The organism is Acidovorax sp. (assembly GCF_046339755.1).
GTDB lineage: Bacteria > Pseudomonadota > Gammaproteobacteria > Burkholderiales > Burkholderiaceae_C > Acidovorax.
Map to the genome: position 1 here is coordinate 1 of NZ_JBKDTZ010000135.1, position 26,313 is coordinate 26,313.

Below are 26,313 nucleotides of genomic sequence, written 5' to 3' on the forward strand. Positions count from 1 at the left end.
CAGCGACCTGTACGAGAGCGTGAAGGAAAGCGCCGCCAAGGGCGAGGACCTGCGCAAGGTCTACGAGGCAACCTTTGCGAAGCTGCAACCCAAGTACGGGCACTGGGTGATCTTCAACCACTGCATGCCGTTCGACGTGACACGGGCCTACGACGAGGCCACGCAGTACCCGGACCCGCGCATCTGGACGGCCGAGCGCGATGTGCAGATGTGGAAAGCCCTGGAAGGCTGAGACCGGAGCGGAGGAGACAAGAATGACAACCGCCACGACGACAGCACCACCCGCCTTCGACGGTACCGGCGCCCAGGTGCAGGCCATCGAGTTTGCCTACCAGCGCTCTCCTGACCAGGATGCGGCCCACCCTGTGCAGCACCCCGTCGTGGTGGTGGGCGCGGGCCCCGTGGGCCTGTCGCTGGCCATCGACCTGGCCCAGCGCGGCCAGCGCGTGGTGGTGCTGGACAACGACTGCAAGCTTTCCACCGGCTCGCGTGCCATCTGCTTTGCCAAGCGCACCCTGGAGATCTGGGACCGCCTGGGCGTGGGCCAGCGCATGGTGGACAAAGGCGTGTCATGGAACGTGGGCAAGGTGTTCTTCCACGACGCCCCGCTGTACGAGTTCAACCTGCTGCCCGAAGAGGGGCACGAGCGCCCGGCCTTCATCAACCTGCAGCAGTACTACGCCGAGGCCTACCTGGTGGAGCGGGCGCTGCAATTGCCGAACATCGAGCTGCGCTGGCGCAACAAGGTGGCGGGCATTGCGCCCCGTGACGATGGCGCATTGCTGACCATCGAGACCCCTGAGGGCGAGTACCGGATTGACGCGCAGTGGGTCGCCGCCTGCGACGGCTCGCGCTCGCCCCTGCGCCAGATGATGGGGCTGGAGAGCAAGGGCCGCATCTTCCAGGACCGCTTTCTGATCGCCGACGTGAAGATGGCGGGCAGCACGGACTTTCCGACCGAGCGCTGGTTCTGGTTCGACCCGCCCTTCCACCCCAACCAGAGCGTGCTGCTGCACCGCCAGCCCGACAACGTCTGGCGCATCGACTTCCAGCTGGGCTGGAACGCCGACCCCGAGGAAGAAAAAAAGCCCGAGAACATCCTGCCGCGCGTGCGCGCGCTGCTGGGGCCGGATGCGCAGTTCGAGCTCGAATGGGCCAGCGTCTACACCTTTGCCTGCCTGCGCATGGACCGCTTCGTGCACGGCCGCGTGGTCTTCGCCGGCGACAGCGCGCATGGCGTCTCGCCCTTCGGCGCGCGCGGCGCCAACAGCGGCGTGCAGGACGCCGAGAACCTGGCCTGGAAGCTCGACTGGGTGCTGCGCGGCCGCGCCGGCCAGGAATTGCTGGCCACCTATGGCCCCGAGCGCGAGTATGCGGCCGACGAGAACATTGCCAACTCGACCCGCGCCACCGACTTCATCACGCCCAAGAGCGAGATCAGCCGCCTGTTCCGCGATGCCGCGCTGCAGCTGGCGCGCGAGCACCCGTTTGCGCGCCGCATCGTCAACAGCGGGCGCCTGGCGGTGCCGGCCACGCGGCATGGCTCGGCGCTCAACACACCCGACGCCGATGCCTTTGCCGGCACCCAGGTGCCCGGCGCCGTGCTGCTCGATGCACCGGTGCTACAGGGCGGCCAGGGCACCTGGCTGCTGCGCACGCTGGGGCCGGACTTTACGCTGCTGGTGTTCCGCCCCGCGCCGGCCTGGGCAGCGGCCCTGCCCCAAGTAAAGCTGCTGCAGGTGGGCAGCGACCTGGTCGACGCGCAGGGCCTGCTCACGCAGCGCCTGGACGCGCGGCCCGGCACGGCCTACCTGGTGCGGCCCGACCAGCATGTGTGCGCGCGCTGGCGCAGCCTGGATGAAACCGCCGTGCGCGCTGCGCTGGCGAAAGCAACCGCCGGCCGCCAGCCCGTAGTCGCCACCGCCAACCTCGCAACCGCCTGACGAAGGAGCCCTGAGCATGCTCGACACCCAGCCCCACCTGCAGGCCTGCGACGACTTCTACGAGTCCCTGATCGCCAGCCACAATGGTCTCACCCCGCCCGAGAGCCATGCGATGAACGCCCGCCTCATCCTGCTGCTGGCCAACCACATCGGCGACCAGGCCACGCTGCTGCAGGCACTGCAGTTTGCACGCGGCAGCCAGGCGCCCGCCGGCAACGCGGGCCTCGCGCCCGTGACGCCGGTCGCCCCGGTGCACGCCGCGGCCTGACACCCCAGCACCATTCTTGAACCATCCGCCGTGCAAGTCCCGCAAAGACGGGACCTGCGGCGCCGCTGTGCCTCTTTGCAACCCCGACACCCTCAAAACCGGAGACAAATCCCATGCTGCGCAAACACTTCCTCGCCACCCTTGCGGGCCTGGCCCTCACGCCCTTTGCCCTGAACGCGCACGCCCAGGACGCCAAACCGCTCGAATGGGTGGTCGGCTATGCGGCGGGTGGCGGCTCGGACATCGTGGCGCGCACCATCGCCGAATCCATGGGCGCGAGCCTGGGCCGCCCGGTCATCATCAACAACAAGCCCGGCGCGGGCACCAACATCGCGGCCGACTATGCAGCGCGCCACAAGGACTTCGGCAACCTGGTCTTCTCGGCCGACTTCGCCACGCTGGCGGCCAACCCCTTTCTGTTCAGCAAACTGAGCTACAACGCCGAGAAGGACTTCCAGCCCGTGGGCCTGCTGGTGCGCTTTCCGATGTTCCTGGTGGTCTCCAACAACGTGCCCGCCAAAAACCTCAAGGAGTTCACGGCCTGGGCCAAGGGCCAGGCGAACGGCGTGAACTGGGCATCGGCCGGCCCGGGCAGCCCGCACCACCTGGTGGGCGAGCTGTTCCGCGAGCAGAGCGGCCTGTCGCTCACCCATGTGCCCTACCGCGGCGCGGCGCCGGCCATCCAGGACGTGATCGGCGGCCAGGTGCCGGCGATGTGGATCGACAGCGCCACGGTCTACCCCTTCCTGGCCACGAACAAGGTGCGCGCCATCGGCGTGGCCAGCCCGCAGCGCGTGGCGACCATGCCCGATGTGCCCACCCTTCAGGAGCAGGGCTTGCAGGGATTCGAGGGATATGCCTGGCAGGGGCTGGTCGCCCCCACGGGCACCTCGACCGAGACCGTGGCCCAGTTCAGCAAGGCACTGCAGACGGCCCTGGCCGACACGCGCACCCGCGCACGGCTGCAGGCCCTGGGCGTGGAGCCCTTGCCCGGCACCCCGGCCCAGATGGGCAGCTATGCGAAGGCCGAGCGAGAAAAATGGGGCCGCGTGATCACCAAACTGGGCGTCAAGCTCGACTGATCCGCCTGCTTACGGCGTGCGCTGGGCCCGCGCACGCTGCAGGCGGCGCCCACGCTGCAGCACGGGGGCCAGCCACAGGGCCTGCACCGCCGCATAGCCCAGCGCCGCGAGCACCAGGCCCAGCACGGGCAGCCCGACCAACAGCGGCGTACCCAGCGCCTGCATCCACTCGGCCAGGGCCTGCACGCTCAAGGCGCCGGCCGGGCCATCGGCATTGAAGGGCGGCAGCGATTGCTCGCCCGGCAGCACCGCCGAGCCCACCTGGAAGGCCAGCACGTAGAGCGGCACGGTGGTCAGGGGGTTGGTGTAGAAAGTGGTGACCGCACCGGCCACCACATTGCCGCGCAGCCAGGCGCAAGCGCCGACCGCCCCCACCAGTTGCAGCGGGCCGGGACTCAGCCCGCAGAACAGGCCCGCCGCCACGCCGCGTGCCAGCGGTTCGCGCTGGAAGCGGAACAGCGCATGCCGCTCCATCCAGGGCACGGCGCCGGCCAGCGCCGTGCGGCCCAGCAGGTCGCGCACGCTGGGCTCCAGGTGGCGCAGCTTGCGGCGCAGGGTGTTCAGCATCTGCACCCGCCGCTTACCAGGTGAAGGCAGCTGCGGTGGCCACGCCCCACAGCGTGGCCAGGGCCGTGAGCAGGCCCACGTCGCGCCGCTCGTTGCCCAGGCACCAGGCCAGCAGGGCCGTGCCGCCCAGGGCCACGAGCATGGTGAGCATCACCGACTCGATCAATCCCAGTTCCATGGAAATGTCCTTTCATCAGGGCTTGGGGGGCAGGGGCGTGGCTTCCTGCCCATGTGCCTTGCCCGCCGAGCTGCGCAGGGACAGGATGATGGAGCCTGCGATCAGGCCCGCAGTGACCAGAAGGGCATAGCCGATCGGGATCTTCACCAGGTCGATGAGCAGCATCTTGCTGCCGATGAACACCAGCACCAGGGCCAGGCCATAGGCCAGCAGGTGGAAGCGGTCGGCCAGGTCGGCCAGCAGGAAGTACAGCGCACGCAGGCCCAGGATGGCGAAGATATTGGCCGTGAGCACGATGAACGGGTCGCTGGTGATCGCGAAGATGGCCGGGATGCTGTCCACCGCGAAGATGATGTCCGTGGTGCCGATCAGGATCAGGACCACGAACAGCGGCGTGTAATGCTTGACGCCGTTGATGGTGGTGGTCAGCTTCTCGCCGTCGAACACGTCGGCGATGCGGATGCGCTTGCGCAAAAAGCGCAGCACCGGGTTGGTAGCGATGTCGGGCTCTTGGCCGGCGGCGAACCACATCTTGGCACCGGTGAACACCAGGAAGGCGCCGAACACGTAGAGCAGCCAGTGGAACGAGGCCAGCAGCCAGGCGCCTGCCAGGATCAGCAGGGTGCGCAGCACGATGGCGCCGATGATGCCGATGATGAGCGCGCGCTTCTGGTGCTGGGCCGGTACCGCGAAGTAGCTGAACAGCATCAGGAACACGAAGATGTTGTCGATGGACAGGCTTTTCTCCACCAGGTAGCCGGTGATGAACTGCATCGACACGGTGTTGGCCACCTCGCGGCCCTGGCTGCCGTCCAGGTACCACCACAGGCCGGCCACGAACACAAAGGCCAGGCTGAACCACAGGGCGCTCCACTTCAGGGCCTCTTTGGTCGTGACCTTGTGCGCGCCCTGGCGCTCCATGACCAAGAGGTCGATGCCGATGGCAACGACCACGAAGACGGCAAAGCCCGCCCACATCCACCAGGTTCCAATGGTTTCCATGATGTTGTTCTCCTTCTTCGCGCAGCGGCGTCAGCGCCGCGAACGCGGCAGGGGTGGCAGGCCCGGGATCGGGGTGGTGGGGGCAATGCGGACGGCGGTGGGGTGCATGAGGGGACTCCTGAGAAATTCAAGGCAAGCCCGCACTGTAGGGATGTCCTTTCATCTTTAAAACCTGCCTTTTCGATACCATTCATCTGGTTTTTACGAACCAAAAACCTTTTTACGGATACCCCTTCTCACCGTTGGGACAACCCAGACCATGAGCCAGAGCTTCAACTACCGCCACCTCTACTACTTCTGGGTGGTCGCCAAGGAGGGCGGCATCGCGCGCGCCGCCGAGCGGCTGGACATGGCCGTGCAGACCATCAGCGCGCAGGTGCGCCTGCTCGAGCAGGCACTGGGCACCAGCCTGCTGCGCACCGAGGGGCGCAGCCTGGTGCTCACCGAGGCCGGCGTGGCGGCATTGCACGAGGCCGACCAGATCTTTGCCCTGGGCGAGCAGCTGACCCACCGCGTGCGCGAGGCCGCCAGCGGCAAGACGCTGCGGCTGAACCTGGGCATCTCGGACGGCATCGCCAAATTGGCCATGCACCGGCTGCTCACGCCCGTGCTCGACGAGCCGCACCTGCGCCTGCTGTGCCATGAAGGGGAGTTCCAGCCGCTGCTGGGCGAGCTCGCGCTGCACAAGCTCGACGCGGTGCTGGCCGACCGCGCCGCACCGCCCAACCCGGCCCTCAAGACCACCAGCCAGCTGCTGGGCACGAGTGCCGTGGCCTGGTACGCCCCGCCCGTGTGGGGCGAGGCCGCGGCGCAGCAGTTTCCGCAGAGCCTGGCCGTGGTGCCCGTGCTGCTGCCCACCGAGCATGCGGCCATGCGCGCGCGCATCGACCACTGGCTGGAGCGCGAACGCATCCGCCCGCGCATCGCGGGCGAGTTCGAGGACAGTGCCCTGCTCAGCACCTTTGCCGCCACGGGCATGGGCGTGATGCCGGCGCCGGAGTCGGTGGGCGGGCACCTTGCGCGCACGCACGGCCTGGTGCACGTGGGCACCACACCCGACGTGCAGGAGCAGTTCCACCTGATCTACAACGCGCGCAAGGTCATGCACCCGCTGCTCACGCGGCTGCTGGAATCCTCCGAGGGCGGCGCGCTGCTGAACTCCTGAGAAGCCTACTTCGTGAAACGGCCGTCGCGGCCCATCATCAGCAGGTCGACGAACTTGCCCGAGCTGTGCTGGCCGGGCCCCAGCTCCACCGGGTAGCCGCCCAGGTTCACGCTCTTCATCGACTCCATGGCCTGCACCAGGCCGGCGCGCGTGGGCTTGGCGCCGGCGCGCTGCAGCGCCTCGACCAGGAAGCGGGCGGAGATGAAGCCCTCCATCTGGCTGAAGGTGTACTCGGTGATGCCCTTGGCCTTGGCCAGGGTCTGGAACTCGCGCGAGATCGGCATGCTCTGGTTCCAGGGCGAAGGGACCACCTGCGAGACCACCACGCCGCGTGCGCGCTCGCCCAGCGCCTTGACGAGCTGGGCGTTGCTGATCACCGAGAGCATGTAGAAGGTGGAGCGGTGGCCCGCGTTGAGGTAGGCATCGACGAAATCCACGCTGGGCTTGCCGGCGCTGATCACGATGATGGCCTGCGGCGACTCCTTGGCAACGGCGGCGACCGCATCGGCCATCTTCGAGCCATCGACCTCCAGCGGGGCCTTGGCCACCAGGTTCACCTTGTGGACCTGCACGGACTTCTCGACCGAGGCCAGGCCGCCCGTGCCGAAGGGGTTGTTCAAGTAGACCGCGGCGATGCGCGAGATGCCTACCGAGGCCAGTTGCTTGACCGTGGCGTCAAGCTCTGCCGCGTAGCCGGCCTTGATGTTGAACACGTAGCGGCTGCCGGGCTGGCGCAGGCCGTCCGAGCCGGTGAAGGGCGCGATGAAGGGCACGCCGCGCTCCTCGGCGATGGGCAGCGCGGCCAGCGCGGGCGGGGTGCCGGCGTACTGGAACAGCGCGAGCACCTTGTCCTCGTCGATCAGCTTCTTCGTGTTCTCGGCGGCCTTCTTGGGGTCGTAGGCATCGTCGATGGCGACCACGCGGATCTTGCGCCCGCGCACACCGCCCGCGGCGTTGACGTGGTCGAAGTACAGGGCCGCGCCCTGGCGCACCTCGGTGGTGAGCGCAGCCAGTGGGCCGCTCAGTTGGCAGGACTGGCCGATCACGATCTCACTGTCGGTCACGCCTGCGCTGTCCTGCGCGAAGGCCGGGCCGCCGGCCAGGCCCAGGGCCGCGCCCCAGCGCAGGAAATCCCTGCGCAAAAAACGGGGTGGAACGCCTGCATCCATGTCTTGTCTCCTGTCGTCTTTATGCTTTTTCACAACGCAAAAACCCTTCCGGTGCCTGCGACGGCTGTGGAAGGGTGGAGAGGAGATCGCCGCTGCGTTACACGGCGGTCCTCGGGTGTGTCAGTGGGCCTCGGCCGCTGCGTGCGCAGCCCCTCCCATGCCCAGGTAGGTGTCGATGATGCGGCGGTCGTTGAGCAGGTCCTGCGCGGCCCCGGTCAGCGCCACGGCGCCCATCTCGAGCACATAGGCCCGGTCGGCCACGCGCAGCGCGGCGCGCGCGTTCTGCTCCACCAGCAGCACCGACACGCCGTGCTGGCGCAGCGAGGAGACGACCTGCAGCACCTCGCGCACGATCAGCGGCGCCAGGCCCAACGAAGGCTCGTCGAGCATCAACAGGCGCGGACGCGCCATCAGCGCGCGGCCGATGGCCAGCATCTGGCGCTCGCCGCCCGAGAGCGTGGAGGCCAGTTGCGCGCGGCGCTCGCGCAGGCGCGGAAAGATGCCGAAGACCTCTTCCATGCGCTGGGCCTGGTCGCGCTGGCCCTTGCGCCAGCGCGAGAAGCCGCCGAGCAGCAGGTTGTCTTCCACCGACATCTCGCCGAAGAGTTCGCGCTTTTCGGGCACCAGGGCCACACCGCGCGCCACCATGGCGTCCCCGCTGGGACGGGCGATGCGCGCGCCGGCCAGGGTGATGGAACCGGTGGCAGGCAAGAGGCCCATGGCCGCGCACAGCAGCGTGGTCTTGCCGGCGCCGTTGGGGCCGATCACGGTGACGATCTCCCCCTCGTTCACGTCGAGGCGGACCTGGTGCACGGCCTCCACGGGGCCGTAGGACACGGACAGGTCCTGCAGTTGCAGCAAGGCGGTCATGCGGTGGCTCCTTCGGGTGCAGCGGCAGGCAGGTCGTCGTCGGCGCCGCCCAGGTAGGCGTCGAGCACGCGCTGGTTGCTCTGCACCTGTGCGGGTGTGCCCTCGGCGATCACGGTGCCGAACTCCAGCACGGTGATGCGGTCGGCCAGGTTCATCACGAATTCCATGTCGTGCTCCACCACCAGGATGCCCAGGCCCTCGGCGCGCAGCTGGCGCAGCAGGTCGGCCAGGGCCTTCTTTTCCAGGTGGCGCAGGCCGGCGGCCGGCTCGTCGAGCAGCAGGATGGCCGGCTGGCCGGCCAGGGCGCGCGCGATCTCGACGATGCGCTGCTGGCCCAGGGCCAGCGAGGCAGCGGGGGTGTCGGCATGCGCGCCCAGGCCGCAGCGCTCGATCTGGCGGCGGGCTTCGGCCAGCAGGGCGGCTTCTTCGGCGCGGTCCAGGCGCAGCATGGAGGCGATCCAGCCGCGGTGGGCGCGCTGGTGCGCGCCCAGGGCGACGTTCTCGACCACGCTGCGCTGGCCCAAGAGGCGCACATGCTGGAAGGTGCGCGCCATGCCCAGCCTGGCAAAGGCGCGCGAGGGGCGGCGCAGCATGGCCTGGTCCATCAGGCGCACCTCGCCCTCGGTCGCATCGTCCACGCCCGAGATCATGTTGAAGAAGGTGCTCTTGCCCGCGCCGTTGGGGCCGATCAGGGCATGCACCTCGCCGGCCTTCACGTCCATGGAGACGTTGTTGTTGGCGACCAGGCCGCCGAAGCGCTTGGTCACATTGCGCGCCTGCAGCAGCACGGTGCCTGCCGCCGGCAGCGTGCGCTGGACGAGCGGCGCCGCCTCGCGCACGGCGCGCGGCGCCTCGCGGCGCAGCCAGCGCTCGCCCAGGCGCTGCAGCGTGGGCCACAGGCCGTCGGCAAAGCGCTGCAGCACGAAGACCATGAGCAGGCCGAAGACGATGACCTCGAAGTTGCCGCTGGTGCCCAGCAGCGAGGGCAGTACGTCCTGCAGCTTCTCCTTGAGCAAGGCGATCAGCGTGGCGCCCAGCACCGCGCCCCAGAGGTGGCCGGCACCGCCGACCACGGCCATGAACAGGTACTCGATGCCGATGTTGAGGTTGAAAGGCGTGGGGCTGACGAAGCGCTGCAGGTGCGCATACAGCCAACCCGAAATGGCGGCGAGCAGGGCCGCCAGCACGAAGAGCTTGATGCGGTAGTGCGCCGTGTCCACGCCCATGGACTCGGCCATCACCCGCCCACCCTTGAGCGCGCGGATGGCGCGGCCCTCGCGCGAATCGAGCAGGTTGTGCAGCAGCCACAGGGCCACCAGCAGCACGGCCCATATGAGCACGCCGATGGCGCGCGGCGAGGCCAGCGAGAAGCCCGCCACGACCAGCGGCGGAATGCCGGTGATGCCGGTCTGCCCGCCCAGGAACTCCATGTTGCCGAACAGGTAGTACAGCGACAGGCCCCAGGCGATGGTGCACAGCGGCAGGTAGTGGCCCGAGAGCTTGAGCGTGACCGAGCCCAGGCCCCAGGCCACGGCGAAGGTGATCAGAAGGCCCAGCACCAGGCCCACCCAGGGCATGCCCGCCATGCCCACCACGCCCGAGAGTGCCTGCACCGAGGCCGGTGCGGTGCAGATCCAGGCCGTGGCATAGGCGCCGACGCCCACGAAGGCGGCCTGGCCGAAGGAGGTCATGCCGCCCACGCCGGTGAGCATGACCAGGCCGGCCGCGACGATGGCGTACAGGCCGATGTAGCTGAGCGTGACCACGGTGAAGTCGGGCAGCCAGCCCCAGCACAGGGCCAGCAGCGCGACGGCGGCCAGCGTGAGCTGGGTGCGCGTGGCGATACCGCGCGAAGCAGTGGCTACCGGTGCGCCGGCGGCCAGGTCGGTTTTGTAGGGCGCGCTCATTCCTCATCCTCCACATGGCGGCTGTTGAGCGAACGCCACCACAGCACGGGGACGATCAGGGTGAACACGAGAACCTCCTTGTAGGCACTGGCCCAGAACGATGCGAAGGCCTCCAGCTGGCCCACGATGAGCGCGCCGAGCAGCGCCATGGGGTAGCTGCCCAGGCCGCCGACGATGGCCGCGACGAAGCCCTTGAGGCCGATCAGGAACCCCGTGTCGTAGTACACGGTGGTGAGCGGGGCGATCAAGAGGCCCGAGACTGCGCCGATCAGCGCGGCCAGGGCAAAGCTCACGTCGCCCGAGAGTTCGGTGGGAATGCCCATGAGGCGCGCACCTACGCGGTTGAGGGCCGTGGCGCGCAGCGCCTTGCCCACCATGGAGCGGCCGAAGAACAAAAACAGCAGCATCACCAGCGCCAGCGTGACGCCCAGCACCACGAGCGACTGGCCCGAGATGGGGATGCCGCCAAGGTCGAAGCGCGCCTCCGAGAACGGCGGCGTGCGCTGTCCCTCGGCACCGAAGAACAACAGGCCCAGGCCCACGAGCACGCCATGCAGCGCCACCGAGACGATGAGCAGCATCAGCACCGTGGCATCGGCGAGCGGGCGGTAGGCCAGGCGGTACAGCAACGGCCCCATGGGCGTGATCAGGATCAGCGTGGTGAGCGCCTGCATGCCCAGCGAAGTGGGGCGTAGGCCGATGATCAGCCCCGCGGCAATGAGCGGCAGCACCAGGCACCAGACCACGGTGGCGGGCCAGTTCACGGGGCTGCCGCGCTGGTAGCGCACTGCTTCCACCGCCAGCACCACGACGGCCATGCCCAGCAGCAGCCACAGCGTGCCGGGAATGCGCCCGCCCTGCATCATGGCCATGGTCAGCGCCCCGAAGGCCACGAACTCGCCCTGGGGGATGAAGATCACCCGGGTCACGGAAAAAACCAGCACCAGCGCCAGCGCCATCAGTCCATAGATGGCGCCATTGACAATGCCGTCCTGCCCCAAGAGCAGGGCGATCTGCATATCCATATTCAGCTTTCTGTCTATTGAAGGCAGGCATGCCGCAGGGCTGCGCAGGCAGCGGGCGCTTCATACGCCCGCCGCCCCCGCACCTGCGGCATCAGACCTCGCTGCGCTCGGTCAGGGCTGGTACTTCCAGGTGCCGTTTTCGATCTTGACCATCACGCGTGCGCGCTGGTCCAGGCCCAGGTGGTCGTTCTCGGACATGTTGAAGATGCCGTGGGCGCCGGGCACTTCCTTGATCTGCTCGAGCGCATCGCGCAGGGCCGTGCGGAATTCCACGGTGCCGGGCTTGGCCTTCTTCAGGGCCACGGGCACGGCGGCGGCCATCAGCACGCCCGAATCCCAGCCATGGGCGCCGAAGGTGGAGACGCTGTCCTTGCCGTTGGCGGCTTCATAGGCCGTGACGTAGGCCATGGCGGATTTCTTCACGGGGTGCGAGGCGGGCAGCTGCGCGGCCACGAGCACCGGACCGGATGGCAGGAAGGTGCCTTCCACATCCTTGCCGCCCACGCGCAGGAAGTCGGCATTGGCCACGCCGTGGGTCTGGTAGACCTTGCCCGTGAAACCGCGCTCCTTGAGCGCCTTCTGCGGCAGCGCGGCCGGTGTGCCGGAGCCGGCGATCAGCACCGCGTCGGGCTTGGCCGAGATCATCTTCAGCGTCTGGCCGGTCACCGAGGTGTCGGTGCGCGCGTAGCGCTCGTTGGCGACGATCTGGATCTTCTTGATGGCGGCGGCCTTGGTGAACTCCTGGTACCAGCCTTCGCCGTACGCGTCCGAGAAGCCGATGAAGGCCACGCTCTTGACGCCCGCATTGGCCATGTGGTCCACGATGGCCAGGGACATCATGATGTCGTTCTGCGGGGTCTTGAAGACCCACTTCTTCTTGGCGTCCATGGGCTCGACGATGCGCGCCGAGGCGGCCATGGAGATCATGGGCGTCTGGGCTTCGGCCACCACGTCGATCATGGCCAGCGAGTTGGGCGTGGTGCTCGATCCCAGGATGATGTCGACCTTGCTTTCGCTGATGAGCTTGCGCGTGTTGCTCACGGCGGTGGTCGTGTCCGAGGCGTCGTCGAGCACGATGTAGTTGACCTTCTGGCCGCCGATGGTGCGCGGCATCAGGGCCACGGTGTTCTTCTCGGGAATGCCGAGCGAGGCGGCCGGGCCGGTGGCCGAGACCGTGACGCCGACGGTGATGTCGGCCAGGGCGGCGCCGCAGGCCATGGCGGCGGCAACGGCCACCAGCGCGAGGGGGGCAAAACGGGATTTCTTCATGCGGTTGTCTCCTGTGGAAAAGAAAGGATGGTGGTGCCAGCGCTGAGGAACCATTCAGCGCTGGTCCGGCTCTTGTCGGCCGGTATCGGGTATGCGGTAAAGCTGCGCCGCCATTGTCATGGACGCGCAGGCCTTTGGGCCAGTTCAATGGGCATTTGCACGGCAGGAAATCCACCAAAGAACAGATCCGCAACGATCGGAGCCATGGTCTCGTAGTCGAGTTCCCCGTCGGGCCGGAGCCAGGTGAACATCCAGTTGATCATGCCGAACAGCAGCATGGTCAGGGCCTTGGTCAGGCCGGCCGCATCGGTGTCGGGGCGCAGTTGCGCCAGTGCCTGGGCGAACACGGCCACCACGGCGCGCTCCTTGCCCAGAATGCGTTCGCTGTCTTCGGGCTGCAGGAAGCGCACGTCCTCGGTCAGCACCCGGTGGGCGTGCTGGGCCTCGGCGTATTCCTCGACGAAGCGGTGGATCAGCTCGCGCAGCCGGGCCTCGGGTGCGAGCTGCTGGCCCTCGACCTCCTCCACCAGCGCCTGCAGGCGCGAGACATGGCCATCGGCAATGTGCACGAGCAGGTTGTATTTGTCGCGAAAGTAGTGGTAGAGCGTGGGCTTGGACAGGCCGCAGGCCTCGGCCACCTCGTTCATCGACGTCGCGGGATAGCCCCGGCGCGCGAACAGTTCGGCGGCATGGCGCAGGATCATCTCGCGCTGGTCGTCGTAGCCGGGGGATCGTCCTCGGGCCATGGATGGAATTCCTTTGTTGCATGCAGAAGTGAAGGGCCGCCATCTTGCCGCATGCCGGCGCGCCGAAGGCACACACGCGCTGCTTTTCCCACGGAACAGAATGCCGTGTACAGCGGTGGATGCCTGGGTCGCTTGCATCAGCGCTCGTCGAAGGACAGCACCACGTGCTCGGACAGCGGCCGGCACTGGCAGGTGAGCACGAAGCCGGCGGCCACCTCGCTCTTGTCGAGCGCGAAGTTGCGCTCCATGCGCACCTCGCCCTCCACGCACTTGGCGCGGCAGGTGCCGCACACGCCCGAGGTGCACGAGAACGGCACCTCCAGCCCGGCGGCCGAGGCGGCATCGAGGATGCTGGCCTGCTCGCCCGAGAACGGGAACTCGCGCCGCAGGCCATCGCGCACGATGGCGATGCGGGAGGCCTTGGCGTCGCCCGGCAGCGCCTCGTGCACCACTGCGCCCACCTGCCCGCCGGCCGGCAAGGCCACGCCGAAGCGCTCCACGTGGATGCGCTCGGCCGGCACGCCGCCTGCCAGCAGCGCGGCCTCGGCCTCGTCGTTCATCTGGAAGGGGCCGCAGATGAAGGCCTCGTCGATCTTCTGCGCGGGGATCAGCGCACCCAGGAATTCGGCCAGCTTCTCGCGGTTGACGAAGCCCATGTTCAGCGGTGCGTCGGTCTGCTCGGCCGAGAACACGTGGTGCAGCACCAGGCGCGTGAGGTAGCGGTTCTTGAGGTCTTCGATCTCCTCCTTGAACATGGTGGACTGCAGCGTGCGGTTGCCGTAGATCAGCGTGAAGCGGCTACCGGGCTCGCGCGCGAGCACCGTCTTCATGATGGACAGGATGGGCGTGATGCCGCTGCCGCCCGCGATGCCCAGGTAGTGGCGCTGCGCCTGGGGCTTGATGGGCACGAAGAAGCGGCCCTGCGGCGCCATGACCTGCAGGGTATCGCCCACCCGAAGCTGCGCATTGATCCAGTTGGAGAACACACCGCCGTTGACCTTGCGCACACCCACGCGCAGCTCGGCGTCGTCCACGCCGGCGCAGATGGAGTACGAGCGGCGCAGGTCCTGGCCGCCGATGTCGGTGCGCAGGGTGAGGTACTGGCCCTGGGTGAAGCCGAAGACCTCGCGCAGCTCGGGTGGCACGTCGAAGGAGACGATCACGGCCTCGGCCGTATCGGGCTCGATGGCGCGCACGCGCAGGGGATGGAAGATGACGCTCATGTCGGTGTCTTGTGGTGGGCGGCCGTCACAGCGGCTTGAAATGTTCGAACGGCTCGCGGCAGGCCATGCAGCGGTACAGCGCCTTGCAGGCCGTGGAGCCGAAGGCCGAGAGCCGCTCGGTCTGCAGGCTGCCGCAGCGCGGGCAGGCCAGGGCCGGTGCGGCCGCAGCGCGCGGCATGAAGCGCAGCGGCACCTCGGTGCCCGGCGGCAGCGGGCCGGGCGGCGCGATGCCGTAGGCCAGCAGGCGGGCACGGCCGCGCTCGGTGATCCACTCGGTAGTCCAGGCCGGGGCGCGCTGCAAGGTGGCGTGGGCCGGGCCCAGGCCGGCGGCCTCGATGGCGGCGAGCACGTCGTGCTCGATGGCCTCGGTGGCCGGGCAGCCCGAATAGGTGGGGGTAAGCACGATCTCCAGGCCATCGCCCGCCAGGCGCACGTCGCGCACGATACCCAGGTCGCACACGGAGACCGCGGGCACCTCGGGGTCGGGCACGCCGTCGAGCACCGCCCACGCGCGGGCGATGCGCGCGTCGGCAGTTTCAGCGGGAGCCATGGCCTCGGCCATCATCACCACACCCCACCTGGGAAGCTGCGATGCAGGTACTGCATCTCGGTCAGGATGAAGCCCATGTGCTCGCTGTGCACGCCCTGCTTGCCGGTACTGAGGAAGGCAGACTCCTTGGGCGTGGCCAGGCTGGCCGCAGCCAGGATCTGCGCCATCTCGCCGCTCCAGGCGTCCTGGAGGTCGGCCCAGCGCGGGCCCAGGCCGGTGGCGTGGGCGGCTTCGTCCACCGCATCGGCGGCGAACAGCTCGGGCGTGTAGCGCCACAGGGCCTTCAAGGCCGCTTCGGTGCGGCGGCGCGATTCGGCCGTGCCGTCACCCAGGCGCACCACCCAGTCGGCCGCGTGCTGCTGGTGGTAGCGCGCTTCCTTGACGGCCTTGCCCGCGATGGCGGCCAGCTCCGTGTCGCTGGAGCTGAGCAGGCGTTCCCACAGCTGCTTGAGCAGGGTGGCCACCATGGCGTTGCGCACCATGGTGAAGGCGAAGTCGCCGCGCGGCAGCTCCACCAGGGTCACATTGCGGTAGTCGCGCTCATCGCGCAGAAAGGCCAATTGGTCCTCGTCGTGGCCGCGGCCTTCGAGCTGGCCGGCCCGGGTGAGCACGGCGCGCGCCTGGCCCACGAGGTCGAGCGCCATGTTGGACAGGGCGATGTCTTCTTCGAGAACGGGGCCGTGGCCGCACCATTCACCCAGGCGCTGGGCCAGGATGAGGCAGGTGTCGCCGATGCGCAGCAGGTATTGCACGGCCGGGTCGTGGCTGGTATGGATGCTGGTGGCTTGCATGGCGGCGGCGCTCACATGTGGTCCACGGACTCGGGCAGCACGTAGAAGGTGGGGTGGCGGTAGACCTTGTCCTGCGCGGGGTCGAAGTACATGGACTTTTCGCCCGGGTCGCTGGCCACGATCTGGTCGGAGCGCACGACCCAGACGCTGGTGCCTTCCTGGCGGCGGGTGTAGACGTCGCGCGCCAGCTGGATGGCCATGCGCGGATCGGCCGCGTGCAGGCTGCCGCAGTGCTTGTGGTCCAGGCCGGCCTTGCTGCGCACGAAGACTTCCCACAGCGGCCATTCGGTGGCCATGGCGGGATCGGCGGCGGGGGTGGAGGGAGAGGATGGGGTCGTCATGGGGAAATCTCGGATCTCAAGGAAATCAGGCGGCGGCGCGCACCGGGGCGTGCTTGGCGGCATGGGCCAGGGCGGCTTCGCGCACCCAGGCGCCTTCTTCCCAGGCCTTGACGCGGGCGCCCAGGCGCTCTTCGTTGCAGGGGCCGTCGCCACCGATCACGCGCCAGAACTCGGCCCAGTCGATGGCACCGTAGTCGTGCGCCTGGCGCTCCTCGTTCCACTTCAAATCAGGGTCGGGCAGGGTCACGCCGAGCACGCGGGCCTGCTCGACCGTGGCGTCGATGAACTTCTGGCGCAGCGTGTCGTTGGAGACGCGCTTGATGCCCCAGCGCATGGACTGCGCGGAATTGGGCGACTGGTCGTCGGGCGGGCCGAACATCATGATGGAAGGCCACCACCAGCGGTTGACCGCGTCCTGCACCATGGCGCGCTGGGCGTCGGTGCCCTGCTGCATCATGGTGAGCAGTGCGTCGTAGCCCTGGCGCTGGTGGAAGCTCTCTTCGCGGCAGATGCGCACCATGGCGCGCGCGTAGGGCGCGTACGAGCAGCGGCAGATCGGCACCTGGTTCATGATGGCCGCGCCATCGACCAGCCAGCCGATGGTGCCCATGTCGGCCCAGGTCAGCGTGGGGTAGTTGAAGATGGAGCTGTACTTGGCGCGCCCGGTGTGCAGGGCATCCAGCATCTGGTCGCGCGAGGTGCCCAGCGTCTCGGCCGCGGCATACAGGTACAGGCCGTGGCCGCCCTCGTCCTGCACCTTGGCCAGCAGGATGGCCTTGCGCTTGAGCGTGGGCGCGCGCGTGATCCAGTTGCCCTCGGGCAGCATGCCGACGATCTCCGAGTGCGCGTGCTGGCTGATCTGGCGCAGCAAGGTCTTGCGGTAGTGCTCGGGCATCCAGTCCTTCGCGTCGATGAATTCGCCCGCGTCGATGCGCGCGTCGAAGGCCTCCTGGCGCTGCATCTCCTCTGCGCTGCGCAGGGCCTTGCCGTCGCCGGCTTCCTTGCCCATGGTGTCCATGGCCTGGGTGTACATGGTTTACTTCCTTTCGTGCGGGTGTGCGCGGCTTCAGCGCGCGCGCTGGTCGATCACGCGGCGGGCCTTGCCCACCAGCGTGCGTTCGATGGAGTCGGTGGCCAGCACTTCGACCTGGCAGGTGATGCCCACCAGGGTCTTGATGCGGTGCTGCACCCAGCCGGTGAGTTCGTGGCGCTCGCCGTCGGCCACGCCGGGCTGCAGCTCGCAGCGCACGGTCACCTGGTCGAGGTTGCCGTCGCGCGCCACCAGGATCTGGTACTGGCCCGAGAGCTTCTGGTTCTGCAGCACGATCTCTTCGATCTGCGTGGGGAACACGTTGACGCCGCGAATGATGAGCATGTCGTCCGAGCGGCCCACGATCTTGCCCATGCGGCGGAAGGCGCGCGAGGTGGGCGGCAGCAGGCGCGTGAGGTCGCGCGTGCGGTAGCGGATGATGGGCAGCGCCTCCTTGCTCAGCGAGGTGAAGACGAGCTCGCCCTCTTCGCCGTCGGGCAGGACCTCGCCCGTCTCGGGGTCGATGATCTCGGGGTAGAAATGGTCTTCCCAGACCACCGGGCCGTCCTTGCTCTCGATGCACTCGCTGGCCACGCCCGGGCCCATCACTTCGGACAGGCCATAGATGTCCACCGCGTCGATGCCGGCCTTGGTCTCGATCTCGCGGCGCATGGCCTCGGTCCAGGGCTCGGCCCCGAAGATGCCGACCTGGAGCGAGCTCTCGCGCGGGTCCATTCCCTGGCGCACGAACTCCTCGTTGATGACCTGCATGTACGACGGCGTCACCATGATGATGCTGGGCCCGAAGTCGCGGATCAGCTGCACCTGCTTTTCGGTCTGGCCGCCGGACATGGGAATCACCGTGCAACCCGCGCGCTCGGCACCGTAGTGCGCGCCCAGGCCGCCCGTGAACAGGCCGTAGCCGTAGGCCACGTGGATCAGATCGCCCGCGCGGCCGCCGGCCGCGCGGATGGAGCGCGCCACCAGGTCGGCCCAGGTGTCGATGTCCTTGAGGCTGTAGCCCACCACCGTGGGCTTGCCCGTGGTGCCCGAGGAGGCGTGGATGCGCGCCACCTTTTCGCGCGGCACGGCGAACATGCCGAAAGGGTAGTTCTCGCGCAGGTCCTTCTTGACCGTGAAGGGGAACTTCGAGAGGTCGGACAGCTGTTTCAGGTCTCCCGGATGTACGCCCTTGGCGTCGAAGGCCTTCTTGTAATGCGGCACGTTGTCGTAGGCGTGCTGCAGCGTCCAGCGCAGGCGCTGCAGCTGCAGGGCCTGGACCTCGTCGCGGCTGGCGGTTTCGATGGGCTCCAGGTCGCCTGGGGCGGGGTGGCGCACGGCCATGGATGTCTCCTGTAATGGTGTGTGGGGTCAGCGGCCGGCGTCATCGGCAAGCGGCACGGTGTGCTTGCCCTTCATGCAGTACGAGCGACCGCGGAACACGGCGATGGCCTCGCCGCGCTGGTTGTGCACGTTCACGTCGTACACGCCGGTGCGGCCGGCGAGCGAGACCTCGGTGGCCACGGCGGTGAGGCGGTCGCCCTCGCGCGCAGGCGCCAGGAAGTCGATGGACAGGCCGGAGGCCACGGTCATGTCGTTGCGCGCATTGCACGAGAAGGCGAACGCCGAATCGGCCAGCGTGGTGATGAAGCCGCCGTGGCAGATGTCGAAGCCGTTGAGCATGTCGGCGCGCACGGTCATCTCGAGCGTGGCCTGCCCTGGTGCGATGGCGGTGATGGCGATGCCCAGGCCCTGCGTGGCGCGGTCGTTGGCGAGCATGCCGGTGCGCACGTGCTCGGCGATGGCCTGGGGGTCCATGGAAGCGATGGTGGAGTCCATTGGGATGCGGGGTTCAGCGGTCTTTGAAGACGGGGGCGCGCTTGCCGATGAAGGCCTCGACCCCCTCGCGGTAGTCGGCGGAGGCGCCCAGCGTGCGCTGCAAAGTCGCCTCCTGCGCCAGGGCCTGGCCGTAGTCCATCTGCGCGGCGGCGTCCATGGCGTTGCGCGTGGCGACCAGGGCCTTGACGGGCATGGCGGCCAGGCGCTGGGCCAGGGCCTGGGCTTCGTCCTGCAGGGCTGCGTCGTCCACGCAGCGCCAGATGAGGCCCAGGCGCTCGGCGTCGGCTGCGGGCAGCTTGTCGCCCAGCAGCGCCAGGCCCAGGGCCTGGGCGCGGCCCACCAGGCGCGGCAGCAGCCAGGTGCCGCCGGTGTCGGGCACGAGGCCGATCTTGGTGAAGGCCTGGATGAAGCTGGCCGAGCGCGCGGCCAGCACCAGGTCGCACGAGAGCGCCAGGTTGGCACCCGCGCCTGCGGCGACGCCATTGACGGCGGCCAGCACCGGGATGGGCATGCTGCGGATGCGCAGGCACAGGGGGCCGTAGAGCTTGTCGATCACGCCGCCCAGGTCCTTGGTTGCGGCGCCGGGCGTGAGGTCGGGCGCCACGGCCGGGTCGGCCAGGTCCTGGCCGGCGCAGAAGGCCCGGCCCGTGCCTGTGAGTACCACGCAGCGCACGTCGGCGTTGGCGGCGGCGGCTTCGAGCGCGGCCAGCAGCTGGGCATGCAACTCGGCCGTGAAGCTGTTGAGCGCTGCGGGCCGGTTGAGCGCCAGCGTTTGCACGGCGCCCGACTGCGTCACAAGGACCAGGGGTTCAGACATGGATGCTCCTGCCTATCGAGGTGGGGAAAACCTGTTTTGATTGATCGCAAACATTATTGACCGACCGTTCGGTAGAGAATAAACTTTCCCGAATCCTGATGCAAGTCAAACCCATCAGGGCAAACCCTAGCGGAGACAAATTGATGACCCTGTTCGCAACCCACCGTGCCCTCCTGGAGGGAGCCCTCGACGCCCTGGCCACCCGTGGCCACTGGACGCCCTTCCCCGAATCGCCCTCGCCCAAGGTCTATGGCGAGACCGGACAGGCCGACGGCCAGGCGGCCGTGAATGCCCTCTTGGGCAAGGACTTTGCCCTGCAGCAGCCCGGCGAGCAGGGCCGGCTGGCGACCGAGCGCTCGCCCTATGGCGTGGCGCTGGATGTGCGCTACCCCGACTGCGATGTGCAGGCCCTGGTGGAAGCCGCCCAGGCGGCCGAGCCCGCCTGGCAGGCGCTGGGCGCACAGGGCCGCGTGGGCGTGCTGCTGGAGGCGCTCATGCGCATCCACCGCCGCAGCCACGAGATCGCGCACGCCGTGATGCTGACGACCGGCCAGGGCCCGATGATGGCGTTCCAGGCCGGCGGCCCGCACGCACAGGACCGCGCGCTCGAAGCCATCGCCTACGCCTGGAAAGCCATGGCCGACATGCCCGGTGAAGCGCTGTGGGACAAGCCCCAGGGCAAGAACCCCGCGCTGGTGATGCGCAAGCACTACGAGATCGTGGGCCGCGGCATCGCGCTGGTGGTGGGCTGCGCCACCTTCCCCACCTGGAACACCTACCCCGGCCTGTTCGCCGCGCTGGCCACGGGCAACCCGGTCATCGTCAAACCCCACCCCAACGCCGTGCTGCCGGCCGCGATCTCGGTGAACATCCTGCGCGAGGTGCTGGCCGAGCAGGGGCTGGACCCGAACACCGTGACCCTGGCGCTGAGCCCCCGGCCCGAAAGCACGCAGGCCCTGGCCACGCACAGCGCGGTGGCCAGCATCGATTTCACGGGGAGCAACCAGTTCGGCCGCTGGCTCATCGACAACGCCCGCCAGGCGCGCGTGTATGCCGAGATGGCCGGCGTGAACACGGTGATCATCGAATCCACCGACCAGTACGCGGCGCTGATGCGCAACCTGGCGTTCACGCTGTCGCTGTACAGCGGCCAGATGTGCACCACCACGCAGAACATCCTGGTGCCGCGCGACGGCATTGCCACCGACGAAGGGCACAAGAGCTTCGAGCAGGTGGGCGCGGACCTCGCCGCCGCGGTGACCGAGCTGGCCTCGAACCCGCGCGTGGCCACCTCGGTGCTGGGCGCCGTGGGCTCGCCCGAGACCGTGGCGCGCATGCAGCAGGCCGCGGGCAAGGGCCGCCTGGTGCTGGCCTCGCGCGCCCTGCCCCACCCCGAGTTCGCCAACGCGCAGATCCACACGCCTGTGATCGTGGCGCTGGAGCAGGCCGACAGCGCCATCTATGGCGAGGAATGCTTCGGCCCCGTGTCCTACCTGGTGGCGACCGATTCGGCCGCCGCCAGCCTGCAGGTGGCCGAGGCCACGCTGCGCGCGCACGGCGCGCTGACGCTGGGCGTGTATTCCACCGACCGCGCCTACATCGACGCCGCCATCACCCTGGGCCGGCGCACGCGCGTGGCCTTGTCGATCAACCTCACACAGGGCGTGTTCGTGAACCAGTCGGCCTCGTTCTCGGACTACCACGCCACGGGCGGCAACCCGGCCGCCAATGCCAGCTACACCAACCTGGCCTTCGTGGCCGACCGCTTCGTGATCGTGCAGCGGCGCGAGCACGTGGCCGCGCCGGCTGCACAGTAGAGCGGACTATCGCTGTGGCATGTCCTTGATTGAATAACCAAGGCTTACCGTGGCGTCTTCGGGGATGGCCGGCATGGTGGCGTTCCACGCCTCCCATGCCGCGCGCATGGACGCCAGGCGCTCCGGGTCCACCTGGGCGCGGTTGGCGCGTTCGCGCTCGTCGTCGGCCAGATTGAAAAGGTAGTCGTTGCCGTCCACGCGCAGGTACTTCCACTCGCCCAGGCGCATGGCGCGCTGGCCGCGGTGGTTCATGCGCCAGAACAGGGGGCGCTCGCACTCCCACTCCGCATTGCGCAGCAGCGGCATCAGCGAGACGCCGTCCAGCTGGTAGTCCACATCAGCCTGCACACCCGCCGCGTCGAGCATCGTGGCGGACCAGTCCATGGTCATGCAACTGTGCGCGCTTTCGCCGCCCGGGGCGATCACCGCGGGCCAGTGGGCGATCCACGGCACGCGGATGCCGCCCTCGGTCAGGTCCATCTTGCCGCCCACCAGGGGCCAGTTGTCCGAGAAGCGCTCGCCGCCGTTGTCGCTGGTGAAGACCACCAGCGTGTCGCGGTCCACGCCGTGGCGGGCAAGCGCCTCCATGATGCGGCCGATGCCTTCGTCCATGTGGTGGATCATGCGGCGGTAGGTCTCGATGTTGCCGCCGTGCAGATGGAATAGGTTGTTCTTCACCTCCTCGGCCAGGGCCGCATCGTCGCGCGTCTCCCAGGGCCAGTGGGGAGCCGTGTAGTGCAGGCTCAGGAAGAAGGGCGTGCCGGCCTGGGCGCCGGGGGCCATGCGCTCCACGAAGTCGAGCGCATGCTCGGTGATCAGGTCGGTGAGGTAGCCGTCCTCCTGCTTTTCGGCCTCTCCCAGGTACAGGTCGTGGTGGCCGGCGGAACTGCAGTGCGTGAAGTAGTCCACCCCGCCCGACATGGGGCCGAAAAACTCCTCGTAGCCCGACTGCAGCGGCCCGAAGGCCGGCGGGTAGCCCAGGTGCCATTTGCCCATGAGCGCCGTGCGGTAGCCGCCGGCGCGCAGCAGCGAGGGCAGCGTGGGGTGCGAGGGCGGCAAGCCCAGCGTGCTGCTGCCCCGGCTCTTGCTGTTGATGGGTTCTTCGGCCGCGCCGCGCAGGCGGTACTGGTAGCGCGCCGTCATCAGCCCGAAGCGGGTGGGCGAGCACACGGGCGAGTTCGAATAGCCCTGGGTGAGCTTGAGGCCCTGCGCGGCCAGGCCGTCGAGCACAGGCGAGACCGGGCCGAAGGCGGCCTCGCGCCCGCCGTAGCAGCCCAGGTCGGCGTAGCCCAGGTCGTCGGCGACGATGAAGATGATGTTGGGGCGTGGATGGCTCATCGAAGGCACCTCAGGGTTTGAAGCCCGAACGCTGCACCACGGGCGCCCACTGGGCACGGTAGGCCTTGAGCATGGCCTCGGTCTGGGCCATGGTGGCGGCCACGGGCTCCATCTTGGCGGCCTCGAACTTGCGGCGGGTGTCGGGATCCTTCATCACTTCGTGGATCAGGCCGGCCAGGCGCTCGGCCTGGGCCTTGGGCATGCTCATGGGCGCGAAGAAGGTGTTCCAGCCCGTGGCGGCCAGGTCCAGGCCGCCTTCCTTGAAGGTGGGGATCTTGGCATCGAGCGGGCTGCGCCTGGCGCCGGACACGGCGAGGATGCGGATCTTGCCCGCCTCGTGCTGGGGCAGCAGGGTGTCGAAGGTGTCGAAGGCCACGGGCACCTGGCCGACGATCAGGTCGTTGAGCAGCTGGGCCGAGCCGCGGTAGCCGACCACCTCGGCGTTGACCTTGGCGGCATCGCCGACCATGAGGCCGAAAAAGTGCGGCAGGCTGCCCGTGGCGGGCACGCCGAAGTTGGCCTTGTCGAGGTTGGCGCGCAGCCAGGCGATCAGGTGGGGCAGTTCGCGCACCGGCACAGCGGCGGAGACGGCCACGCCGAACTCGTAGCTGTTGACGTGGCTCACGGGGCGGAAGTCGCGCTCTGCGTCATAGCCGGCGTCGGGGAACACCAGCGGCGCGACCAGCATCACGGCCGGGTTGGCCAGCAGCAGCGCGGGCTGGTTGGCCGGGGCGCTCTTGACGGCCTGGGCCGAGAGGCGGCCGCCGGCGCCGGTGCGGTTTTCCACGATCACGGGCGAGCCTAGCTTGGCCTGCAGCTTGTCGGCCACGATGCGGGCCACGCGGTCGCTGGAGCCGCCGGGCGCATAGCCGACGATGATGCGCAGCGGCGCCTCCTGGGCCTGGGCCAGCGTGGCCGAGAGCGCCAGCACGGCGGTGATCACGGTGGCGAGGGGTTTCCACATGGCGATGCTCCCGAATGGATGAAGGAATGAATGGATATCGATAGAAGGAATGGCGCACTGTAGAAGGGCCACAATCGATTGATCTAAACAATCCTTGCCCGTGTTTACCCTGATGCCCGCACCCGACGATGACCCGCTGCGGCTGGCCGACCCCGAGGCCGCCCGGCACCTGCTGATGTACCGGCTCAACCGCCTGCTGGCCGTGGCCGGCAGCCTGGTGGTGCGGCTGTGCGAGGGCGGCTACGGCATCACCCGGCGCGAATGGGGCCTGCTGATGTGGCTGGCCGAGCGCCCCGGCATGCCACCGGCCGAGCTGGCCGAGCGCCTGGGGCTGGACCGGGCGCGCACCTCGCGCGCAGTCACCTCGCTGCTGGGCAAGAAGCTCATCACGCGCGAGGCCATGCCCGGGGACCGGCGCCAGGTGCAGCTCATGCTCACCCCGGCTGGCCAAGTGGTGCACGACGCCCTGTTCCCGCAGATCAAGGCGCTCAACCAGGCCCTGCTGACCGGGCTGGATGCCCAGGCGCTCGACACGCTGGACGCCAGCCTGGCCCACATGCAGCGCCAGGCCGAGGCGCTGGTGGCCACCCGCACCGACGTGCCGCGCACTTACCGGCTGCGCGGCGGGCGCCACCCGGAGTAGCAGCCACCCCACACGCCATTGGCCGCCGTACAGGAAAAACGGACTTTGGCGTACCGCAAGCTGGCCGGTGCCGCTATCCTGTGGCGGCAGGGCGCTGTGCGCGCCCTTTCTTCCCATCGACACGATACGCCCCCACGCCACCCATGTCCTCCGCCAACTCGCTCTGGAGCCCTTTGCGCCAACCTGCATTCCGGGGCCTGTGGATCTGCGGCGGGGTGTTCTTCATCGGCAGCGGCATGCAGACCATGGCGGCCGCCTGGCTGATGGTGGAGCTGTCGGGTTCGTCCTTCCTCGCCGCCCTGGTGCAGACGGCCGTGTTCATGCCCATGTTTTTGCTGGCGCTGCCGGCCGGTGTGCTGGCCGACACCACGGACCGGCGCCGGCTCATCTCCGGGGCGTTGATCGCGCAGATCGCCGCCTGCAGCCTGCTCGCGCTGCTGGTGCTGCTTGGCAAGGGCGGGCCGGCCTCGGTGCTGTTCCTGGTGTTCGTGTGCGGCTGCTGCACGGCGGTGCTCACGCCGGCCTGGAATTCCTCGGTCATCGACCCGGTGCCGCGCGACGAGTGGCCGCAGGCCATCACCGCGGTGAGCATCGCCTACAACGCCGCGCGCGCCGTGGGCCCCACCTTGGCCGGTCTGGTGTTCGCGCAACTCGGGGCGGGCTGGGTGTTCGCCATCGCGGCGGTCACCACCCTGGTGATGTGGGAGTCCATCCGCCGCTGGCCGCCGCGCCCGCATGCGCCCACCCGGCTGCCGGCTGAGCGCCTGTGGGGCGGCACCCTGAGCGGGCTGCGCTTTGCCTGGCATTCGCCCATGATCCTGGCGCAGCTGGTGCGGGTGACGGCCTTCAGCGCCGCCGGCTCGGCCCTGTGGGCGCTGCTGCCGGTGATCGCCCAGCGCCAGCTGGGCGCGGGGGCCCAGGGTTTCGGCCTGCTCATGGGCTGCCTGGGCACGGGCGCCGTGGCCGTGGGCCTGGTCATCGGCAAGCTGCGCGCGCGCTTCGGGCTGGAAGTCATCGTCAACGTGGCCTGCGAGGTGTTCGCGGGCGCCATGCTGGTGGCCGCGTTCTCGCGCAACGCCATCGTGGTCTACCTGGCGATGATGCTTGGCGGCGCGGCCTGGATGTCGGCCATGTCCACCTTCAACACCGCCACGCAGGCCAGCGCGCCGCCCTGGGTGCGCTCGCGCGCGGTGGCCATGCACATGGTGACCGCGCTGGGCGCTTTCGCCATGGGTTCGGCCATCTGGGGTGCGGCCTCGGACATCGTGGGACTGGCGCCTACCCTGGTGGCCGCAGCTGCCTGCATGGGGGTCGGCCTGCTGCTCGCGCGCCCCATGCCGCTGCGCATGGGTGCCCTGCATGAGGTGACCCAGGCCACGCCCTGGGACGAGCTGTTCATCGAGGCCGAGCCCCTGCCCGAGGCCGGCCCGGTGGCCGTGGAGGTGAGCTACCGCATCGCAGAAGGCTCGGATACCGCCTTCCTGGACACCATCAGCCGCATGAAGGCGCCGCGCCGGCGCGATGGCGCGACCTTCTGGCGCGTGTACAAGGACCTGGGCGACCCCACACGCTATGTGGAGCGCTTCATCGTCGAGTCCTGGGCCGACTACCTGCACCAGCGCGCGCGTGCCACCATGGCCGACCAGGCGCTGGAGACCGAGGTGCGCGCCTTCCTGGCGCCCGGCGAGGTGGTGCGCATGTCGCATTACATTGCGGAGCGCTGACCGCATACGGATGCCGGCGCCGGCAGGATGCGCCGGTCGGGGACA

26 protein-coding genes and 1 pseudogene are annotated in these 26,313 nt (G+C 68.9%); 8 read left to right on the top strand and 19 right to left on the bottom strand.

The features are described 5' to 3' along the window. The 4 genes and pseudogenes from ACK59X_RS10865 to ACK59X_RS10880 all read left to right on the top strand — a co-directional run. Window positions 1–232: pseudogene (locus ACK59X_RS10865) on the top strand (MBL fold metallo-hydrolase); the annotation flags it as partial. A gap of 22 nt (window positions 233–254) precedes the next feature. Beyond that, window positions 255–1,943, top strand: coding sequence for an FAD-dependent oxidoreductase (locus ACK59X_RS10870; RefSeq protein WP_409957279.1), 1,689 nt, complete (start codon window positions 255–257; stop codon window positions 1,941–1,943). Between the two features lie 16 nt (window positions 1,944–1,959). Further along, window positions 1,960–2,211, top strand: coding sequence for a DUF2783 domain-containing protein (locus tag ACK59X_RS10875; RefSeq protein ID WP_409957281.1), 252 nt, complete (start codon window positions 1,960–1,962; stop codon window positions 2,209–2,211). Between the two features lie 113 nt (window positions 2,212–2,324). Continuing rightward, the gene (locus ACK59X_RS10880; protein WP_409957283.1) at window positions 2,325–3,293 is read left to right on the top strand and encodes a Bug family tripartite tricarboxylate transporter substrate binding protein; all 969 of its coding nucleotides are present in this window, start codon (window positions 2,325–2,327) and stop codon (window positions 3,291–3,293) included. A 9-nt stretch (window positions 3,294–3,302) separates the two neighbouring features. On the opposite strand, the gene ACK59X_RS10885 is transcribed toward ACK59X_RS10880, so the two are convergent. Genes ACK59X_RS10885 through ACK59X_RS10895 form a run of 3 tightly spaced genes read right to left on the bottom strand, consistent with a single transcriptional unit; the run spans window position 3,303 to window position 5,040 of the window. Further along, window positions 3,303–3,860 (bottom strand): DUF2062 domain-containing protein, encoded by a 558-nt coding sequence (locus ACK59X_RS10885; RefSeq protein WP_409957285.1) that lies wholly within the window; start codon window positions 3,858–3,860, stop codon window positions 3,303–3,305. A 13-nt stretch (window positions 3,861–3,873) separates the two neighbouring features. Next, the gene (locus ACK59X_RS10890; RefSeq protein WP_409957287.1) at window positions 3,874–4,038 is read right to left on the bottom strand and encodes a hypothetical protein; all 165 of its coding nucleotides are present in this window, start codon (window positions 4,036–4,038) and stop codon (window positions 3,874–3,876) included. Window positions 4,039–4,053: 15 nt separating this feature from the next. Then, on the bottom strand, window positions 4,054–5,040 hold the full coding sequence (locus ACK59X_RS10895) for a TerC family protein (protein WP_409957289.1): 987 nt from the start codon (window positions 5,038–5,040) through the stop codon (window positions 4,054–4,056). A gap of 259 nt (window positions 5,041–5,299) precedes the next feature. Here ACK59X_RS10895 and ACK59X_RS10900 point away from each other — a divergent pair, with 259 nt between their 5' ends. Further along, complete coding sequence (locus tag ACK59X_RS10900; protein WP_409957291.1) at window positions 5,300–6,205, top strand: LysR family transcriptional regulator; 906 nt, start codon at window positions 5,300–5,302, stop codon at window positions 6,203–6,205. Window positions 6,206–6,210: 5 nt separating this feature from the next. Here the strand turns inward: ACK59X_RS10900 and ACK59X_RS10905 are convergent, their stop codons facing one another. From ACK59X_RS10905 to ACK59X_RS10970, 14 genes are all read right to left on the bottom strand, one after another. After that, window positions 6,211–7,374 (bottom strand): ABC transporter substrate-binding protein, encoded by a 1,164-nt coding sequence (locus ACK59X_RS10905; protein WP_409957293.1) that lies wholly within the window; start codon window positions 7,372–7,374, stop codon window positions 6,211–6,213. Window positions 7,375–7,494: 120 nt separating this feature from the next. Further along, window positions 7,495–8,244: an ABC transporter ATP-binding protein gene (locus ACK59X_RS10910; RefSeq protein ID WP_409957295.1), complete on the bottom strand. Its 750-nt coding sequence runs from the start codon at window positions 8,242–8,244 to the stop codon at window positions 7,495–7,497. Continuing rightward, window positions 8,241–10,151 (bottom strand): ABC transporter permease subunit, encoded by a 1,911-nt coding sequence (locus tag ACK59X_RS10915; protein ID WP_409957297.1) that lies wholly within the window; start codon window positions 10,149–10,151, stop codon window positions 8,241–8,243. Before ACK59X_RS10915 ends, ACK59X_RS10910 begins: the two co-directional genes overlap by 4 nt. Beyond that, window positions 10,148–11,176 (bottom strand): branched-chain amino acid ABC transporter permease, encoded by a 1,029-nt coding sequence (locus tag ACK59X_RS10920; RefSeq protein WP_409957299.1) that lies wholly within the window; start codon window positions 11,174–11,176, stop codon window positions 10,148–10,150. Before ACK59X_RS10920 ends, ACK59X_RS10915 begins: the two co-directional genes overlap by 4 nt. 111 nt (window positions 11,177–11,287) lie before the next feature. Continuing rightward, the gene (locus ACK59X_RS10925; RefSeq protein WP_409957300.1) at window positions 11,288–12,445 is read right to left on the bottom strand and encodes an ABC transporter substrate-binding protein; all 1,158 of its coding nucleotides are present in this window, start codon (window positions 12,443–12,445) and stop codon (window positions 11,288–11,290) included. Between the two features lie 116 nt (window positions 12,446–12,561). Next, window positions 12,562–13,191, bottom strand: a complete 630-nt coding sequence (locus ACK59X_RS10930) for a TetR/AcrR family transcriptional regulator (protein ID WP_409957301.1) — start codon at window positions 13,189–13,191, stop codon at window positions 12,562–12,564. Window positions 13,192–13,328: 137 nt separating this feature from the next. After that, complete coding sequence (paaE, locus tag ACK59X_RS10935) at window positions 13,329–14,414, bottom strand: 1,2-phenylacetyl-CoA epoxidase subunit PaaE (RefSeq protein ID WP_409957303.1); 1,086 nt, start codon at window positions 14,412–14,414, stop codon at window positions 13,329–13,331. Window positions 14,415–14,439: 25 nt separating this feature from the next. After that, window positions 14,440–14,964, bottom strand: a complete 525-nt coding sequence (paaD, locus tag ACK59X_RS10940) for a 1,2-phenylacetyl-CoA epoxidase subunit PaaD (RefSeq protein WP_409957305.1) — start codon at window positions 14,962–14,964, stop codon at window positions 14,440–14,442. Window positions 14,965–14,978: 14 nt separating this feature from the next. Then, window positions 14,979–15,755 (bottom strand): 1,2-phenylacetyl-CoA epoxidase subunit PaaC, encoded by a 777-nt coding sequence (gene paaC, locus ACK59X_RS10945; protein WP_409957307.1) that lies wholly within the window; start codon window positions 15,753–15,755, stop codon window positions 14,979–14,981. An 11-nt stretch (window positions 15,756–15,766) separates the two neighbouring features. After that, a complete protein-coding gene (gene paaB / locus ACK59X_RS10950; RefSeq protein ID WP_186457925.1) occupies window positions 15,767–16,096 on the bottom strand; it encodes a 1,2-phenylacetyl-CoA epoxidase subunit PaaB in 330 nt (109 codons plus the stop codon). Between the two features lie 25 nt (window positions 16,097–16,121). Beyond that, window positions 16,122–17,129 carry a 1,2-phenylacetyl-CoA epoxidase subunit PaaA gene (paaA, locus tag ACK59X_RS10955; RefSeq protein ID WP_409957309.1) on the bottom strand — a complete coding sequence of 336 codons (1,008 nt, stop codon included), beginning with the start codon at window positions 17,127–17,129 and terminating at the stop codon, window positions 16,122–16,124. Window positions 17,130–17,162: 33 nt separating this feature from the next. Continuing rightward, window positions 17,163–18,470: a phenylacetate--CoA ligase PaaK gene (paaK, locus tag ACK59X_RS10960; protein WP_409957311.1), complete on the bottom strand. Its 1,308-nt coding sequence runs from the start codon at window positions 18,468–18,470 to the stop codon at window positions 17,163–17,165. 27 nt (window positions 18,471–18,497) lie between these two features. Next, window positions 18,498–18,965: a hydroxyphenylacetyl-CoA thioesterase PaaI gene (gene paaI / locus ACK59X_RS10965; protein ID WP_409957313.1), complete on the bottom strand. Its 468-nt coding sequence runs from the start codon at window positions 18,963–18,965 to the stop codon at window positions 18,498–18,500. A 13-nt stretch (window positions 18,966–18,978) separates the two neighbouring features. After that, window positions 18,979–19,782: an enoyl-CoA hydratase-related protein gene (locus tag ACK59X_RS10970; RefSeq protein WP_409957315.1), complete on the bottom strand. Its 804-nt coding sequence runs from the start codon at window positions 19,780–19,782 to the stop codon at window positions 18,979–18,981. A 143-nt stretch (window positions 19,783–19,925) separates the two neighbouring features. Between ACK59X_RS10970 and paaN the strand changes: the two genes are divergently transcribed. Then, window positions 19,926–21,599 (top strand): phenylacetic acid degradation protein PaaN, encoded by a 1,674-nt coding sequence (paaN, locus tag ACK59X_RS10975; RefSeq protein ID WP_409957316.1) that lies wholly within the window; start codon window positions 19,926–19,928, stop codon window positions 21,597–21,599. A 6-nt stretch (window positions 21,600–21,605) separates the two neighbouring features. On the opposite strand, the gene ACK59X_RS10980 is transcribed toward paaN, so the two are convergent. Beyond that, window positions 21,606–22,937 (bottom strand): sulfatase, encoded by a 1,332-nt coding sequence (locus tag ACK59X_RS10980; protein ID WP_409957318.1) that lies wholly within the window; start codon window positions 22,935–22,937, stop codon window positions 21,606–21,608. Window positions 22,938–22,947: 10 nt separating this feature from the next. Next, window positions 22,948–23,901, bottom strand: coding sequence for a tripartite tricarboxylate transporter substrate-binding protein (locus ACK59X_RS10985; protein WP_409957319.1), 954 nt, complete (start codon window positions 23,899–23,901; stop codon window positions 22,948–22,950). Window positions 23,902–24,001: 100 nt separating this feature from the next. On the opposite strand from ACK59X_RS10985, the gene ACK59X_RS10990 reads away from it, so the two are divergent. Beyond that, window positions 24,002–24,544, top strand: coding sequence for a MarR family winged helix-turn-helix transcriptional regulator (locus ACK59X_RS10990; protein ID WP_409957362.1), 543 nt, complete (start codon window positions 24,002–24,004; stop codon window positions 24,542–24,544). A gap of 143 nt (window positions 24,545–24,687) precedes the next feature. Beyond that, window positions 24,688–26,268, top strand: a complete 1,581-nt coding sequence (locus ACK59X_RS10995; protein WP_409957321.1) for an MFS transporter — start codon at window positions 24,688–24,690, stop codon at window positions 26,266–26,268. Window positions 26,269–26,313: the final 45 nt, after the last annotated feature.